This is a genomic window from Mumia sp. ZJ1417 (assembly GCF_014127285.1).
In the GTDB taxonomy this organism is placed as follows: Bacteria; Actinomycetota; Actinomycetes; order Propionibacteriales; family Nocardioidaceae; genus Mumia.
The window spans coordinates 2064001-2075982 of the sequence record NZ_CP059901.1 but is presented as its reverse complement, the minus strand read 5'-3'; the positions used below and the strand labels follow the sequence as shown (position 1 = coordinate 2075982).

Sequence of the window (11982 nt, the reverse complement as noted above, 5' to 3'; positions counted from 1 at the left end):
TCGATATGCCGCGACAACCCTTCGTTCCCCATGGCACGATCGGCAGGTGACTACTGCCGAGGAGCAGCGTCTGCGCGACCTCGCGCAGCTGCGCCGTGTCCGCGACCGGATCGACCGTGAGTACGCCCTGCCTTTGGACGTCGAGGCGCTCGCTCGCGGCGTCAACATGTCGGCCGGTCATCTCAGCCGCCAGTTCCGAGCGGCCTACGGCGAGTCGCCGTACTCCTACCTGATGACCCGCCGGATCGAGCGGGCGATGGCGCTGCTGCGGCGCGGCGACATGAGCGTCACCGACGTCTGCTTCGAGGTCGGCTGCTCGTCCCTCGGCACCTTCAGCACGCGGTTCACCGAGCTGGTCGGCGTCCCCCCGAGCACCTATCGCGCCGAGGCTGCGAACGCGTCGGCGGAGACTGAGACCACCGACGAGATGCCGTCCTGCCACACCCGGCAGGTGACGAGGCCGATCAGGAATCGAGAAGCACGTGGGCCCGGGACGCCACTAGCGTCGTCCTCATGAACATCACCATCCACTACGCGTTCCTGCCGCACACCGACGCCGACGCCGCTCTCGACTTCTACCGCGACACGCTGGGGTTCGAGGTCCGCAACGACGTCGGCTACGAGGGGATGCGCTGGCTCACGGTCGGTCCTCCGAACCAGCCCGAGACCTCGATCGTCCTCCATCCGCCGGCCGCCGACCCCGGCATCACCGACGAGGAGCGTCGCGTGATCCTCGAGCTGATCGCCAAGGGCTCGTACGGCTCGCTCGCGCTGGCTACCGACGACCTCGACGGACTCTTCGAGAAGCTCGTGGCCAGCGGCGCCGATGTCGTGCAGGAGCCGACCGACCAGCCGTACGGGGTCCGTGACTGTGCCTTCCGCGACCCGACCGGCAACCTCCTTCGCATCAACCAGAGCTGACATGGCCGACACAGCGACGCTCGCGCTCGATCACACGACACTCGGGGTCTCCGACGTCCGTACCGCGCACGACTTCTACACGGCGGTCTTCTCGTCCGCGCCTGTTGCCGAGCTGGCGGCAGACGTGGGCGCCGAGTCGGCCGTACGGGGCGGCGCACGGATGCTCAAGCCCGCTAAGAAGGGCTTCTTCGGCGGATTCTCCACGGTCTTCGAGGCCCCGGACGGCACGATCTAGAAGGTCGCTTGCGTGTGACAGACGGTGACCGGATTGGCCCCTAGGGTGGACCGAGGACGCCGCCCCGCTGACTGCATGGAGAGACGATGACGAAGGCCACCACGGCGAGCACGGACCCGTCTGCGCACGTCGCCGACAACCACGACCTGATCCGCGTGCAGGGCGCGCGCGAGAACAACCTCAAGGACGTCAGCGTCGAGCTGCCGAAGCGTCGACTCACCGTGTTCACCGGCGTCTCCGGATCCGGCAAGAGCTCCCTCGTGTTCGCCACGATCGCCGCCGAGTCTCAGCGGATGATCAACGAGACCTACTCGGCCTTCCTCCAGGGATTCATGCCGTCGCTCGCGCGTCCCGAGGTCGACCATCTCGAGGGCCTCACCACGGCGATCATCGTCGACCAGGAGCGGATGGGGGCCAACCCTCGGTCGACCGTTGGCACTGCCACTGACGCCAACGCGATGCTGCGGATCCTCTTCAGCCGTATCGGCACTCCGCACATCGGGCCGCCGACCGCCTTCGCGTTCAACGTCCCGACCCGCACGGCGAGCGGGGTCATGAAGACGGAGAAGGGCGGCAGAGAAGAAAAGTCGGTCGTCCGCAACGCGGTCTACCAGGGCGGCATGTGTCCGCGCTGCGAAGGCATGGGCGCGATCAGCGACTTCGATCTGACGGCGCTGTACGACGACTCCAAGTCGCTCGAGGACGGCGCGTTGACCGTCCCCGGCTACAGCATGGACGGCTGGTACGGCCGGATCTTCAGCGGCGCGGGGCTCCCGATGGACAAGCCGATCGCGAGCTACACCAAGAAGGAGCTGCAGCTGCTCCTCTACGCCGAGCCGACCAAGATCAAGGTGGAGGGCACCAACCTCACGTACGAGGGACTGATCCCCAAAATCCAGAAGTCGATGCTCTCCAAGGACGTCGAGGCGATGCAGCCCCACGTGCGCCGCTTCGTCGAGCGCGCGATCACGTTCACAACCTGCCCCGACTGCGACGGCACCCGGCTCAGCAAAGAGGCGCTCTCGTCCAAGGTCAACGGCAAGAACATCGCTGAGCTCTGCCAGATGCAGATCAGTGACCTCGCCGTGTGGATGCGCTCGCTCGACGAGCCGGGCGTCGCGCCGCTCGTCGCGGGCCTGCAGCACCTGCTCGACGCGTTCGAGGACATCGGCCTGGGATACCTGAGCCTTGACCGTCCGGCCGGAACGCTGTCCGGCGGCGAGGCGCAGCGGACCAAGATGATCCGCCACCTCGGCTCGTCGCTGACCGACGTCACGTACGTCTTCGACGAGCCCACCATCGGACTGCACCCCCACGACATCGAGCGGATGAACAACCTCCTGCTCCAGCTGCGGGACAAGGGCAACACCGTCCTTGTCGTCGAGCACAAGCCGGAGACGATCGCGATCGCCGACCACGTGGTCGACCTCGGTCCGGGCGCCGGCACCGCGGGCGGCACGATCTGCTTCGAGGGCACCGTCGACGGATTGCGGGGGAGCGACACCACCACCGGGCACCACCTCGACGACCGGGCGGCGCTCAAGGAGACCGTACGGAAGTCGACCGGGGCGCTCGAGGTCCGCGGGGCGTCGACCCACAATCTCCAGGACGTCGACGTCGACGTGCCGCTGGGGCTGCTGTGCGTCGTGACCGGCGTGGCCGGCTCCGGCAAGAGCTCGCTGATCCACGGCTCGATCGCCGAGCGCGACGGCGTGGTCGTCGTCGACCAGGGCGCGATCCGCGGCTCCCGCCGCAGCAACCCGGCGACGTACACGGGCCTGCTGGAGCCGATCCGCAAGGCGTTCGCCAAGGCCAACGGTGTGAAGCCGGCACTCTTCAGCTCGAACTCCGAGGGCGCGTGCCCTGCCTGCAAGGGCGCCGGCGTGATCTTCACCGAGCTCGGGGTGATGGCGACCGTCGAGTCGACGTGCGAGGAGTGCGAGGGCCGTCGCTTCCAGGCCTCGGTTCTCGAGTACACGTTCGGCGACCGCAACATCGCCGAGGTGCTGGCGATGTCGGTGACCGAGGCCGAGAAGTTCTTCGGCGAGGGCGAAGCCCGTACGCCTGCCGCGCACAAGATCCTCGACCGACTCGCTGACGTCGGTCTCGGCTACCTCAGCCTCGGCCAGCCGCTCACGACGTTGTCGGGCGGCGAGCGCCAGCGGCTCAAGCTGGCGACGCAGATGGCCGAGAAGGGTGACGTGTACGTCCTCGACGAGCCGACCACCGGCCTCCACCTCGCCGACGTCGAACAGCTTCTCGGTCTGCTCGACCGCCTCGTCGAGTCGGGCAAGTCGGTCATCGTCATCGAGCACCACCAGGCGGTCATGGCGCACGCCGACTGGATCATCGATCTCGGTCCCGGCGCCGGGCACGACGGCGGCAAGGTCGTCTTCGAAGGCACGCCCGCCGACCTTGTCGCCGCCCGCGCGACGCTGACGGGGGAGCACCTCGCGGAGTACGTCGCCGTATGACGCTGCGACGGGGGCGTCGTCAGACGTTCGCCGACGAGTTGAAGGGTCGAAGCGCGCCACCGCAGGCGGGCCGAAAGCACCGGATGTTCACGCAGTTCGGCATCTACGTCTGCGAACCGCGGCGCGGTCAAGAGTTTTGCCCGCCCGCGTGACGACCATCCGCAGGCTTCAGGCGGTCTCCCACACGAAGCCGTCGGGGTCGGTGAACGTGCCCGCGTCGTTCACGAGGGCGATCCGGTGCGATCCGCTGCCGTCGACGGGCACTCCGGCGTCCTTCGCCAACGCCTTGCGGCCGTACAACCCGAGCTTGACGTGGCCCTCCGGCGCCTTGAACTCGACGTACTTCTTCCCGAAGCTCCGCTCCACGGCGAGGCCGTGGTCGACGTAGAACTGCTTGGTGGCGGCGACGTCGGTGGCACCGATCAGAAGGACGACCTCGTCGATCTCGCGTACCGGACGCCCCTTCTCCTTCTTGGACGGTGACGCAGCTTTCCAGATGGCCCCGTCCGGTGCCTGCACGACACCGCCGTACCCCCACATGCTCTTGGCGGCCGGTCTCAGCACCGTGGCCCCGGCCGCGAGCGCGGAGTCGAGGTAGCTGTCGACCGACGACGGCTGGGGGAGGACGAGCGACAGCGTGTAGGCGCGGAAGCCACTGGTCGGGTCGTCGCTTTCGCGGACCGACAGCAGCTCGCCGAGACCGAACGCGGCGTCGTAGAAGGCGCGGCCGGCCGCGGGGTCGGACGCCTCGAGCGTGAGAGATGCGATCGATGTCATGAGGTGCTCCTTCAGCGGATGTCTCGTCCGGACGGACGATGACGATGTCTTCACGCTAGGAGGGGAGCGAGGTTCGGTGCTTCTCGATTCGTGACCGGTTGGGGGAGCCGCTCACGGAAGAGTCAGCCGGACGCCTGCTTCCTCAGCTGTGTACGCGTCGCGGAGCGCGTTCGTCCGTACGAGATCGGCCTCTGCTCGCGCGCGGTCGGTGAAGTCGACCCGTGCCGTCCAACGACGCGCGAACGACAGCGCAGCAATGAGGCCGGGGTAGTTCTCGTTGTGGGTCGCGCCCTTCAGCGCCGACAGATAGTTGAGCCGGTAGACGGTCGGGATGACGATGCGGACCTCTCCGGCTCCGGCCAGCTCGGCGTTCATCATGACGCGGGCGACGCGCCCGTTGCCGTCGGCGAACGGGTGCACCTCGCTCACGACGAACATCAGGTAGGCCGCACGGGCGAACGGGCTGATCAGCCGTGCGCCGATGTCGAATCCCTCTTTCAACGTGCCCTCGACGAGCTCGGGTGCGACGAAGTAGGTCTCACCTGCACGGTTCGCCCGCTTCTTGAAAGTGCCGGGTGCCATCGTCGGCCGACCGGCCATGAGGATCGCGTGCCGGCGCCGCAGCAGGTCGAGGAGCTCGTCCGCGGTCGACGGCCGCTGGCGCATGACCTCGTCGGAGGACGTCAGCTCGTATGTCCCGAGGATGTCGTGGGCGTCCTCCGGGCGCTGCTCGGGGACGACGTCGTCGAAGACGATCTCCGCCGCCTCGTCCAAGGTGAATTCGGTGCCCTCGATGTAGTTGGAGAAGTAGGCCTCGTAGAACGGCAGCAGCGTGCGCCGCGTGGCGTCGTCCGGGAGCGCGGGCACGCTGTCCGGCGCCAGCGTGTCGAGATAGTCTGCGAGCCGGGTGAACACGTCTGCGCGGCGGCGGTCGTACGGCTGGCCCTTGGCGCGCGCGACGAGCTGCGGTGTCTGCAGGATGTCGGTCGGACGCGTGTTCATCGCGGCCCCGACGAGCTTGTCGAGGAGGTCGAGCTCGTGCTGCCGCCCAAGGAAGGGCGCGAGGGCGCGCGCGTCGTCGCGGAGCTTGTTGATGGCCTCCTCGCCCCGCCCGGCGAGGATCTCGTCGATCCACAGCTCGACCTCGGCTCGGGTCAGCGTCCTCGCCACGCGATCCTTCGCCGGCCGGGTCGGGACGAGGTTGTCGAGGATGCCGCGAGCGGGCCCGGCGAGCCACACCTCTCCGGGGAGCGCGAAGTCGCCCGGCATCGCCGACGGCCCCTGTCGCGGGACGACGGTGACACCGGCCAGCTTCAGCTCCGTACGACGGGGGTGGACGACGAAGAGGAAGCCGTCGGTCGGCAGCCCGTTCGTACGGGCGGACCGGTCGGCGATCACGGCCCCCGGGAAGCGCTTGGCGACGATGGTCCAGAGATGCTCGCGGACGAGCTGCTCAGTGGTCTTGTCGACGTCGGGGGAGTAGATCCCCGTGCCCAGCTGGACGAGACGCCCCGCCTTGTGGGCGCGCGAGATCTTGTCCTTGTCGCTGTCGGCCGAGAAGACCACCGAGGGAAAATCGGTCGCCATGACTACTCCTCACGATTGGCCTGCGGGATGCAGGTTTCCTCGCAGCTTACCGCTCGCGTGCGACAAAATCTGGTTCCAGGACAGCGAAAGACAGATTTCATCGTGGTTTATGCGACTTTTCTCGTATCCCAGACGGGCGGTCAGCGAGCCGTGAGAGAGGCGATCAGGTCGCGTACGCGTCGTTCGATGTCGTCCCGGATGCCGCGGACGACATCGAGTGGCTGGCTGGCCGGGTCGTCGAGGTTCCAGTCCTCGTACCGCTTGCCGGGATAGATCGGGCAGGTGTCGCCGCACCCCATCGTGATGACGACGTCGGCGCGAAGGACGTCGTCGGGGGAGAGGAGTGACGGCTGGTGGGCGGTGATGTCGATGCCTTCCTCACGCATGGCCTCGACCGCGACGGGATTGAGCTGGTCGGCAGGCTCGGAACCCGCGGACAGGACCTGGACGGCGTCCCCGGCGAGATGCTGGAGGAAGCCCGAGGCCATCTGGGAGCGTCCGGCGTTGTGGACACAGACGAAGAGGACGATCGGCGGCGCGGTCATCTGACCATCTCCTGCGGGTCGGTACGGGGACGGAGGGCGAGTGCGGCATAGACGAGGGCAACCAGGACGGGCACCTCGATCAGCGGACCCACGACGCCTGCCAGCGCCTGGCCCGAGGTGGCTCCCCACGCGCCGATCGCGACGGCGATGGCGAGCTCGAAGTTGTTGCCGGCAGCGGTGAACGCGACGGTGACGGTCCGCGCATAGCCGAGCCGTGCCACTCGTGCGGCGACCCAGGCGATCGCGAACATCGCCACGAAGTACGCCAGCAGGGGCAAGGCGATGCGCGCGACGGCCCACGGGTTGCGGGTGATGGTGTCGCCCTGCAGCGCGAAGAGCATGATGATCGTGAAGAGCAGACCCCACAGCGCGAGAGGGCTGATCCGGGGGAGGAAGGTGTCCTCGTACCAGACTCGGCCCTTGAGACGCTCGCCGAGCAGCCGGCTGCCGAAGCCCGCCGCGAGCGGTACGCCGAGGAAGACGACGACACTGAGCGCGATCGCGGCGAGGCTGAACTCGGCTGTCGTGGTCTCGAGCCCGAGCCAACCAGGCAGGGTCTGGAGATAGAACCACCCGAGTCCGGCGAAGGCGACGAGCTGGAAGACGCTGTTGACCGCGACGAGGACGGCGGCGGCTTCGCGGTCGCCGCACGCGAGGTCGTTCCAGATCAGCACCATCGCGATGCAGCGCGCGAGTCCGACGACGATCAGGCCTGTCCGGTACTCGGGGAGGTCTGGCAGCAGGAGCCAGGCGAGCGCGAACATCAGCGCCGGCCCGACGAGCCAGTTGAGGACCAGCGAGAGCGTGAGGAGGCGCCGGTCGGCCAGCACCGTACGGGTCTGGTCGTACCGGACCTTGGCCAGCACCGGATACATCATCACCAGGAGGCCGAGGGCGATCGGGGCACTGACCGAGCCGACCTCGAGCCCCGCGAGCGCGTCGTCGAATCCGGGGACGAGGCGGCCGAGCAACAGGCCTGCGAGCATCGCTGCGCCGATCCAGAGCGGGAGCCAGCGATCGGTGGCCGACAGTCGCCCGGCCGCGGGGACCGGGCGACTGTCGAGAGTGCCGCTCTGGGTCATGCGCTCGGCTTCACGGCCCGGATGATCGCGCTGTGCATCCCGGCTGCCGCCTCGTGGGTGAACTCGACCTCGGCGTCGACGAAGCCCGCCGCCGCCAGCCCGTCGAGATACTCCGTACGGGACAGGGCGCCGGCGATGCAGCCCACGTACGAGCCACGCTCAGCACGGTCGGCCGACGTGAGGTGGTCCTCGGCGACCACGTCGGAGATGCCGATGCGACCGCCCGGCGCCAGGACGCGGAACATCTCGGAGAGCACCTTCGGCTTGTCGACCGACAGGTTGATCACGCAGTTGGAGATCACGACGTCGACTGCAGAGTCGGGAAGGGGAACGTCCTCGATCGTGCCCTTGAGGAACTCGACGTTCTGCGCCTCGGCCTTTTCGGCGTTCGCGCGGGCGAGGTCCAGCATCTCGTCGGTCATGTCGACGCCGTACGCGAACCCTGTCGGCCCGACACGGCGAGCGGAGAGCAGCACGTCGATCCCGCCGCCCGAGCCGAGGTCAAGAACCTTCTCGCCCGGGTTGAGCGCGGCGACCATCAGCGGGTTGCCGCATCCCAGGCTTGCGGCCAGCGCCTCGGCGGGAAGAGCTGCGGCCTCGTCGGCGGAGTAGAGCCCGGCTCCGAAAGCGTTGTCGACCTCGGCAGCGGGACCTCCGCAGCACGAGTCCGTGGCAGAGTCCGTGGGAGACGCAGCGGGGGAGCAGCACGAGTCCGCCTCCGTCGCCTCGAGGATGAGCGTGTTGCTCGCGCCCGCACGGACCTTGACCGCGGCCTCGGCGTAGCGCCGGCGAACCTCGTCGACCAGCGCGTCGTCGGTAGCACCCATGGGAAACCCTCCAAGTGATTGATGAACGTCGATACATAGACGATTACCGATCTATCGATCAATGTCAATACGTGTGGCAGACTGGTCTCATGGCCACCACGCTTCCGCTCGTCGACACCCCAGCCGCCGCTTGCTGCTCGACGTTGACCGGGGGCGTCCTCAGCGAGGACGACGCGGCGACGCTGGCCAAGATGTTCAAGGCGCTCGGCGATCCGACACGCGTCCGGCTCCTGTCGATGATCGCCGCCAACGCCGACGGCGAGGCGTGCATCTGCGACCTCACCGAGCCGGTCGGCCTCAGCCAGCCGACGGTGTCGCACCACATGAAGCTGCTGGCAGAGTCGGGCCTCGTGACGCGCGAGCAGCGAGGCCGCTGGGCGTACTACCGGGTGGTCGAGACTGCGCTCGACTCGCTCGGGGCGTCACTCACCAGCCGTCGCACCTGATCTCACGCGCCGCACCCGTTCGAAATCGTGGTGCACTACCCGGCCGCCTGCCCGTAGGTTCGAGCAAGCGCCGAGCAGCACGGCTCGGCAGAAGGAGAGATCGCGCCGATGCCCGCTGCCATGATCGAGGTCCGCCGCCAGTACACCGAGGCAGAAGAGGTGGGCCTCGTCGAGGCGGTCCACGGCGCGCTCGTCGCCGCCTTCCGCATCCCCCAGCAGGACGGGGAGGTACGCCTCGTGGTGCACCAGCCACACCGATTCGCCGTCTCGCCGACGCTTTCGCAGCCGGAGCTCGCTGCTCTCGTGACGATCGACTGCTTCGCCGGCCGCTCGGTGGAGGCCAAGCGTGCCCTCTACACCGAGATCGTCACCCGTTTCGGCGCCTTTGGTATCCCGCGCGACCACGTCACGATCACCCTGCGGGGGAGTGCTGCCGAGAACTGGGGCATCCGCGGGGGGCAGGCCGCGTGCGACGTCGACCTCGCCTTCGACGTGAACGTCTGACCCGAGTCAGGACGCCCCGTCGCGGTGACGGACCTCCTCAGCCGTCGGGTGGCGGTCGATGTACTCCTGCCCGGAGAGTTTCTGGATGGCGGACATCAGGCCGTCCGCCGCCTCTCGCCAGGCGATCGGATCTTCGGCGCGGTGGCGCCAGGCACTCAGGTCGAGCGGATCGCCGAGGTGCACCTCGGTGCGTCCTCGTCGCCAGCGACCCCGCCCGGGAGCGTCGACCTCCCTCGTACCGAGGATGCCGACCGGCACGACGACGGCCTCGGGTGTCTGCAGCGCCACCCGCATGACCCCCGTACGACCACGGTAGAGGCGACCGTCGGGGGAGCGGGTGCCCTCGGGATAGATCACCCACACGCCACCGCGGGTCAGGACTTCTCGCGCGGCGTCCAGGGCTGCGTCAGCACTGCCCTCGCCGGACCGCTCGATCGGGATCTGACCGGTGGAGCGGCACAGCGTCCCGTAGAGCCGGCCACGCAGACCGCCCTTCGCGAAGTAGTCGCGCTTCGCCACGAACGTGACGCGACGGGGGACAGCAGCGCAGACCACCAGGGAGTCGATCTCGCTCAGGTGGTTCGGCGCCAGAACCACGGGCCCGTCGGGCATCTGGCCGATCAGAACCGGACGCGTGAACCAACGCACCACTGGGCCGAGCAGGACGTACTTGAGAAGCCAGTACACGCAACCTCCTGAACAGTGTCTGGTTGTGGATTCTTGCAGGTGAGCTAGACACTGCCTAAGTGGCGACACGCGACGAACTCGTCGAAGCGGGGGTAGACCTCCTCGAGAGTGGGGGACTGGCCCACCTCACCCTGCGGGAGATTGCTCGTACGGCGGGAGTCTCGCACGGCGCACCACGGCACCATTTCCCGACGTACGAGAGTCTCCTCGCGGCGATCGCACGCAGGGGAGTCGAGGATCTCGACGTCGAGCTTGCACCGATTCTGAGGGATCCGGACCCAGTACGGGCGATCCGCGGAGCGGCTCAGCGCTATGTCAGTTTTGCCGCTGAACGTCCGGACATGTTCGAGCTGATCGGGAGGCAGGCCCTGCTGGCCGGCGCTGGGGGCCATCTGCGTTCGGTCGCCGGCGAGTGGTTCCGTGTGCTGGGCGGACGGATCCACGAGCTAAGCCCTGACGCCGACAACCGCCATGTGGTCGCGCTGTGGAGCGGGGTCCATGGACTGGCAACCCTCATGAGCCGTCGATCTGCCGAGGCAGTCACCGAGAACGAACCCGACTCGAATGCGGTCATCGAGATCCTGGTCAGCGGCCTGCTCGCTCAGCTCGCTCTCGACCCCGCTAAGGAGCACCGCCCATGATCCTCCCGAAGGTCCGAGACCCTCGCTTCATCACGATCCGCCGTGGGGGGACTCTCACCGATTCCGACCACCACCTTCTCGCTCTGTGGGCGGCCTCGTGTGCGGAGCATGTGCTTGATCTCTTCGAGTCGGTCCGGCCCGAGGACCCACGGCCGCGGCAAGCAATCGAGCACGCACGTGCCTGGGTGCGCGGCGAGATCAAGATGATGGAGTCTCGCTCGGCGGGCGGCCATGCCATGGCGGCCGCGAGAGACCTGAGAGGTGCGGCCCGCCATGCCGCGTATGCCGCCGGTCAGGCCGGGGTCGTCGCGCACGTGGCCGCGCACGAGCTCGGGGCGGCTGCGTACGCGATCAAGGCCGTACGCGCGGCCGCCTCGGACGGGGGCGGCGATGCTGTCGGGCGGCTTGAGTGCCGCTGGCAGCGAGACCAGCTCCCCGAGGCGATTCGGGAGCTCGTCCTCGACGACCAGCGGCTGCGCAACGACCTCTGCTGGTCGGTATTCGACTGCTGAAGCGCCGCAAATGCTCGGACGTCGCTGCCGAACCTGAACGCGACGAGGGTGGCGTCCGTCCATGTTCGGCCTGTGAAACGAGTCCTCAGCATGTCTGCGAACACTGCCGATGTTGTCGATGCTCTGGCGGCCTCCGCCCCTGGGCATCGATGGCTCGTCGCCGTCGACTGAGTAGATGCCAGCGGGAAGACGACGTCGCTGAACGTAAGTGGCCGCCCTGTATCGACGCCGGCGTCGCGCAAGGGGATCAGAGGTACAGGCGGAAGCCCTCAGCCTCGGCTTGAAAGCCCATGGCCTTGTACAGATCATGGGCGCCATCAGTGGCGTGACGTTTGTGCGTGAGCAACTGCACTTTGAAGCAGCCGGACGCACGAGCGTCCTCGAGCACGCGAGCGAGCATCTGCCGCGCAACACCCCGGCGCCGGTGCTCGTACGCGACGACAACCGCCTCGATGAACGCCGTGGGTCGGCAGTCGTACGTGATGTTCGGCAGCACGCCCAAACAGGCTGTCCCGACGGCTCGGCTTGAGGTCTCGGCGAGATACACGGTGACGTCCGGCGTCCGTTGAATGCGGGCCCACATTGCTCCTTGCTCTTCAGACGGCTCTGGCGGGGAGTGGGGCAAGGGGCCCTCGGGTGGCACCGCTTCGTTCTGGGACAGAATGCAGAGGACGGCCGGGAGATCGGACTCTGAGGCCGGGCGAATCACGTAGTGCGTGCTCATTCGGTAAGCCTCATCGAAGC

Annotated in this window: 15 protein-coding genes; 8 read left to right on the top strand and 7 right to left on the bottom strand. The window is 67.9% G+C overall.

Features of this window, described 5'->3' with window-relative positions:
• Positions 1 to 46: 46 nt before the first annotated feature.
• The 4 genes from H4N58_RS10095 to H4N58_RS10080 all read left to right on the top strand — a co-directional run bounded on the left by H4N58_RS10095 (position 47) and on the right by H4N58_RS10080 (position 3630).
• Positions 47 to 517, top strand: a complete 471-nt coding sequence (locus H4N58_RS10095; protein WP_167250970.1) for a helix-turn-helix transcriptional regulator — start codon at positions 47 to 49, stop codon at positions 515 to 517.
• A complete protein-coding gene (locus H4N58_RS10090; protein ID WP_167002681.1) occupies positions 514 to 921 on the top strand; it encodes a VOC family protein in 408 nt (135 codons plus the stop codon). The genes H4N58_RS10095 and H4N58_RS10090 overlap by 4 nt, the downstream gene beginning before the upstream one ends.
• Before the next feature lies 1 nt (position 922).
• Positions 923 to 1156 carry a hypothetical protein gene (locus H4N58_RS10085; RefSeq protein ID WP_167250972.1) on the top strand — a complete coding sequence of 78 codons (234 nt, stop codon included), beginning with the start codon at positions 923 to 925 and terminating at the stop codon, positions 1154 to 1156.
• An 86-nt stretch (positions 1157 to 1242) separates the two neighbouring features.
• The gene (locus tag H4N58_RS10080; RefSeq protein WP_167250974.1) at positions 1243 to 3630 is read left to right on the top strand and encodes an excinuclease ABC subunit UvrA; all 2388 of its coding nucleotides are present in this window, start codon (positions 1243 to 1245) and stop codon (positions 3628 to 3630) included.
• A gap of 168 nt (positions 3631 to 3798) precedes the next feature.
• On the opposite strand, the gene H4N58_RS10075 is transcribed toward H4N58_RS10080, so the two are convergent.
• From H4N58_RS10075 to arsM, 5 genes are all read right to left on the bottom strand, one after another.
• Complete coding sequence (locus tag H4N58_RS10075) at positions 3799 to 4407, bottom strand: glyoxalase (RefSeq protein WP_167250976.1); 609 nt, start codon at positions 4405 to 4407, stop codon at positions 3799 to 3801.
• Positions 4408 to 4518: 111 nt separating this feature from the next.
• Positions 4519 to 5994: a Fic family protein gene (locus H4N58_RS10070; RefSeq protein ID WP_167002673.1), complete on the bottom strand. Its 1476-nt coding sequence runs from the start codon at positions 5992 to 5994 to the stop codon at positions 4519 to 4521.
• Positions 5995 to 6134: 140 nt separating this feature from the next.
• Positions 6135 to 6539 carry an arsenate reductase ArsC gene (locus H4N58_RS10065; RefSeq protein WP_167002671.1) on the bottom strand — a complete coding sequence of 135 codons (405 nt, stop codon included), beginning with the start codon at positions 6537 to 6539 and terminating at the stop codon, positions 6135 to 6137.
• Positions 6536 to 7621, bottom strand: a complete 1086-nt coding sequence (gene arsB / locus H4N58_RS10060) for an ACR3 family arsenite efflux transporter (protein WP_167002669.1) — start codon at positions 7619 to 7621, stop codon at positions 6536 to 6538. The genes H4N58_RS10065 and arsB overlap by 4 nt, the downstream gene beginning before the upstream one ends.
• The gene (arsM, locus tag H4N58_RS10055; protein ID WP_167250978.1) at positions 7618 to 8448 is read right to left on the bottom strand and encodes an arsenite methyltransferase; all 831 of its coding nucleotides are present in this window, start codon (positions 8446 to 8448) and stop codon (positions 7618 to 7620) included. Before arsM ends, arsB begins: the two co-directional genes overlap by 4 nt.
• 89 nt (positions 8449 to 8537) lie before the next feature.
• Between arsM and H4N58_RS10050 the strand changes: the two genes are divergently transcribed.
• Together H4N58_RS10050 and H4N58_RS10045 are read left to right on the top strand one after the other, a co-directional pair.
• Positions 8538 to 8894, top strand: a complete 357-nt coding sequence (locus H4N58_RS10050; protein WP_167250980.1) for a metalloregulator ArsR/SmtB family transcription factor — start codon at positions 8538 to 8540, stop codon at positions 8892 to 8894.
• Positions 8895 to 9002: 108 nt separating this feature from the next.
• Positions 9003 to 9398 (top strand): tautomerase family protein, encoded by a 396-nt coding sequence (locus tag H4N58_RS10045; protein ID WP_167002663.1) that lies wholly within the window; start codon positions 9003 to 9005, stop codon positions 9396 to 9398.
• 6 nt (positions 9399 to 9404) lie between these two features.
• Here the strand turns inward: H4N58_RS10045 and H4N58_RS10040 are convergent, their stop codons facing one another.
• A complete protein-coding gene (locus tag H4N58_RS10040; RefSeq protein WP_208322324.1) occupies positions 9405 to 10085 on the bottom strand; it encodes a 1-acyl-sn-glycerol-3-phosphate acyltransferase in 681 nt (226 codons plus the stop codon).
• 59 nt (positions 10086 to 10144) lie between these two features.
• Between H4N58_RS10040 and H4N58_RS10035 the strand changes: the two genes are divergently transcribed.
• Entirely contained in the window at positions 10145 to 10726 is a 582-nt protein-coding gene (locus H4N58_RS10035; RefSeq protein ID WP_167002660.1) for a TetR/AcrR family transcriptional regulator, read from the top strand.
• The gene (locus H4N58_RS10030; RefSeq protein WP_167002658.1) at positions 10723 to 11238 is read left to right on the top strand and encodes a putative immunity protein; all 516 of its coding nucleotides are present in this window, start codon (positions 10723 to 10725) and stop codon (positions 11236 to 11238) included. The genes H4N58_RS10035 and H4N58_RS10030 overlap by 4 nt, the downstream gene beginning before the upstream one ends.
• Positions 11239 to 11485: 247 nt before the next feature.
• Here H4N58_RS10030 and H4N58_RS10025 read toward each other — a convergent pair whose 3' ends face one another.
• A complete protein-coding gene (locus H4N58_RS10025) occupies positions 11486 to 11962 on the bottom strand; it encodes a GNAT family N-acetyltransferase (RefSeq protein ID WP_167250989.1) in 477 nt (158 codons plus the stop codon).
• Positions 11963 to 11982 lie beyond the last annotated feature (20 nt).

Coding starts and splice junctions, on each gene's coding strand:
- H4N58_RS10090 (WP_167002681.1), top strand. CDS start 514: ATGAACATCACCATCCACTACGCGTTCCTGCCGCACACCGACGCCGAC.
- H4N58_RS10085 (WP_167250972.1), top strand. CDS start 923: ATGGCCGACACAGCGACGCTCGCGCTCGATCACACGACACTCGGGGTC.
- H4N58_RS10080 (WP_167250974.1), top strand. CDS start 1,243: ATGACGAAGGCCACCACGGCGAGCACGGACCCGTCTGCGCACGTCGCC.
- H4N58_RS10075 (WP_167250976.1), bottom strand. CDS start 4,407: ATGACATCGATCGCATCTCTCACGCTCGAGGCGTCCGACCCCGCGGCC.
- H4N58_RS10070 (WP_167002673.1), bottom strand. CDS start 5,994: ATGGCGACCGATTTTCCCTCGGTGGTCTTCTCGGCCGACAGCGACAAG.
- H4N58_RS10065 (WP_167002671.1), bottom strand. CDS start 6,539: ATGACCGCGCCGCCGATCGTCCTCTTCGTCTGTGTCCACAACGCCGGA.
- arsB (WP_167002669.1), bottom strand. CDS start 7,621: ATGACCCAGAGCGGCACTCTCGACAGTCGCCCGGTCCCCGCGGCCGGG.
- arsM (WP_167250978.1), bottom strand. CDS start 8,448: ATGGGTGCTACCGACGACGCGCTGGTCGACGAGGTTCGCCGGCGCTAC.
- H4N58_RS10050 (WP_167250980.1), top strand. CDS start 8,538: ATGGCCACCACGCTTCCGCTCGTCGACACCCCAGCCGCCGCTTGCTGC.
- H4N58_RS10045 (WP_167002663.1), top strand. CDS start 9,003: ATGCCCGCTGCCATGATCGAGGTCCGCCGCCAGTACACCGAGGCAGAA.
- H4N58_RS10030 (WP_167002658.1), top strand. CDS start 10,723: ATGATCCTCCCGAAGGTCCGAGACCCTCGCTTCATCACGATCCGCCGT.
- H4N58_RS10025 (WP_167250989.1), bottom strand. CDS start 11,962: ATGAGCACGCACTACGTGATTCGCCCGGCCTCAGAGTCCGATCTCCCG.